The sequence below is a fragment of the Candidatus Hydrogenedentota bacterium genome (assembly GCA_035416745.1).
GTDB lineage: Bacteria > Hydrogenedentota > Hydrogenedentia > Hydrogenedentales > SLHB01 > UBA2224.
Genome location: DAOLNV010000047.1, coordinates 41,052 through 43,414, shown reverse-complemented (window position 1 = coordinate 43,414; position 2,363 = coordinate 41,052). Strand labels below are relative to the sequence as shown.

Annotated in this window: 1 protein-coding gene; it reads left to right on the top strand. The window is 60.6% G+C overall.

All coding sequences use genetic code 11. The features are described from left to right. Nucleotides 1-765: 765 nt before the first annotated feature. Nucleotides 766-2,363 (top strand): hypothetical protein (locus PLJ71_14250; protein HQM49846.1); only part of this gene is annotated, 1,598 nt, incomplete at its 3' end.

Sequence of the window (2,363 nt, the reverse complement as noted above, 5' to 3'; positions counted from 1 at the left end):
AGGATTCCAAGGACGGCGAAACGGTAGGCGGCTTCGATCGGCTCCGGACAGCGTCGGGAGGGTGAGCGCTGGACAATGTTTCGGGCCTTCAGCCCTCCACTCTCGTTTGATGTCATTTTCCTGGCCCTTCAGGCCAGGCTGGTATGTTTCGCGCCGTTGGCGCGGAAGATGGGGCGGCGGTACCCCGGGGGTATGTTTCGGGCCTTCAGCCCTCCACTCTCGTTTGATATCATTTTCCTGGCCCTTCAGGCCAGGCTGGTATGTTTCGCGCCGGTGGGGCTGAAGAAGGCCTCGCCGCCGGGTCGCAAGAGCGCGTGGCACCATAGCCTGGTTTGGCGGCGCTTACCCGGAGGTGATTTGAAAGGAATTGATATGCGGATCCGGGCAATCTATACTCCTTCGGCGAATAGGGCGGTCAACTTCCCTGACGACGCACAGTACACGGGCGTCCTTTTTCGGAAGAGGTGAGGTCACGACATGTTTGTCTTGGGGGTCGTTGTTTTTGTGGTAGGGGCCATCCTCTCGGGCGCCCATTACTTGGGATTTGCTTCGCAAATTCCAGGGCTTGACCAGCTTCCGGCCCTTCAAGTCGTTGGACCTGCGTTGACTATCGCAGGCGCCGTATTGGCGATTCTCTTTCGGCGTCCTGCCGACTGATTCGCGTATTGATTTTCACGAGGCAAATCCGCCTGGAACCAGAGAAAGATTATGCACAAGGTCGTAACCCCCAGTTATTTGCGTGTTTGCGCCATTGGAATGGTTATTTTGAGTTGCTTCCAGAGCCAGGCTGAGTCGTCTCTGCCGGGGTCCATCCGAGTTCTCGCTGATTTTGTGGCTCGGTACGACGAGGCCGCTGTCATCAACGCGACGGACACCTCGGTGGGTCAATGGGAACAATCGGACGGCGAATCCATGCCTGGAATGTTCTTGCATCCTGGAGGAGCAGAGGATGCGATCCTGGAGTTCGGGGACGTCTCTGTGCCCGTCTTGCAAGGCAATCAGCGCTGCTATCTGGCCTTCAGTGTGGGGCTGCGACCGGGATTTGACTGGAATGCGACGCCGAACACGCCCAATGGTGTCCGATTCTCGGTGGCCGTCGAGGGACGGCTTGTATTCGAGGAGTCCGTTGCGGAGTTCGGATGGAAACCGCGGGCTATCGACATGGCGCCGTGGGCGGGACGCACGGTTTCCGTAGGCTTCCATACGAACGCTATCTCTGAGAACTCTAGTTACGACTGGGCCCTGTTCGGAGAGCCGTTGTTGTTGCTGCTGGACCCTGCCCAGGATGCCTCAGCACTGCCCGCGGGGGCCAAGGGGTTGGCTCTGGTCGAGGTGGCGTGCCAGCAATCCGCCCGAGTCGTGCTGAGAACAGGGACGCGAAGCGTGTCCGCGGCATTGGGTGAGGGTACCCGTCTCCTGCCGCTTGCCTTTGATGATTTCCAGCCCCCCGCCATGGATATCGAGGCGGGGGCGGCGTCCCTTGGCAATATCTATGCGGGGGTGTACCTTCCCGAGGTGGAAGTTGTCTCTACCGAGCTGAGCTCACCGCTCGTGACGGTTGGTAAACCCTTCAGCATCATTCAACGGGTCAGGAATACGGGCCGTGGCACGCACACCGGCGGCGTTACGTCGCAGCTCCAGGCATTGGGGGGCCGTGACCTTGCGGAGCTTGGTCCGAGCGCGGCGCAAGCGCTGCCCGTGGGGACACTTCAGCCGGGTGAAGAAACGGCCCTCGTCTGGCAAGGTCTCGCGGCGAAATCACCCGGGGACTGGTTGCTGGCCACAAGCCCTGAACTTCGCATACATGTTTTTGCGGAAGAGATCGAGCCTCCGCAATCGCGCACCGAGGACCCGGTGGTCGTGGTTGAACGCAACGGCGACATCCGCGCTATCGTAGCCAACGCCTGGTCGCGGCTCTCCGTGGTTGTCGACGAAGACGACGCCGCGTACGCCATGGCCGACGTATGGGATGGCGGAGGCTGGCGGCGTGTGGCGTCGTTGTATCCGCTTTGCCGTTTGATGCTTCGTCACGAGAATGGCGCGCTCGAAGAATTGCGGCTTCACATCAGTAATATCCATCCTCTCCGATCGACCTGGCTTTGCATCTATGGCACCGCCGAGGGCGAGACAGGCCAGGCCTGGCCCATCCTCCTGATGGCATATGCCGAGGCCGACAGTGCGCGCATCCATCTTGAACTCGAGACCATCGCTCCCGAAGATGCCGCGATTGCGGCGTTCTCGATGCCGCCGGTTCTTGCCGGAGACCGGTCATTCGGAGCGCGAAAGTCCTTTGCCATCTTCCCGGGCATCGAGTATCTCGAAGGAGACGAGGCGTCTTCCTCGACACGCGATCTCGCGCCGCC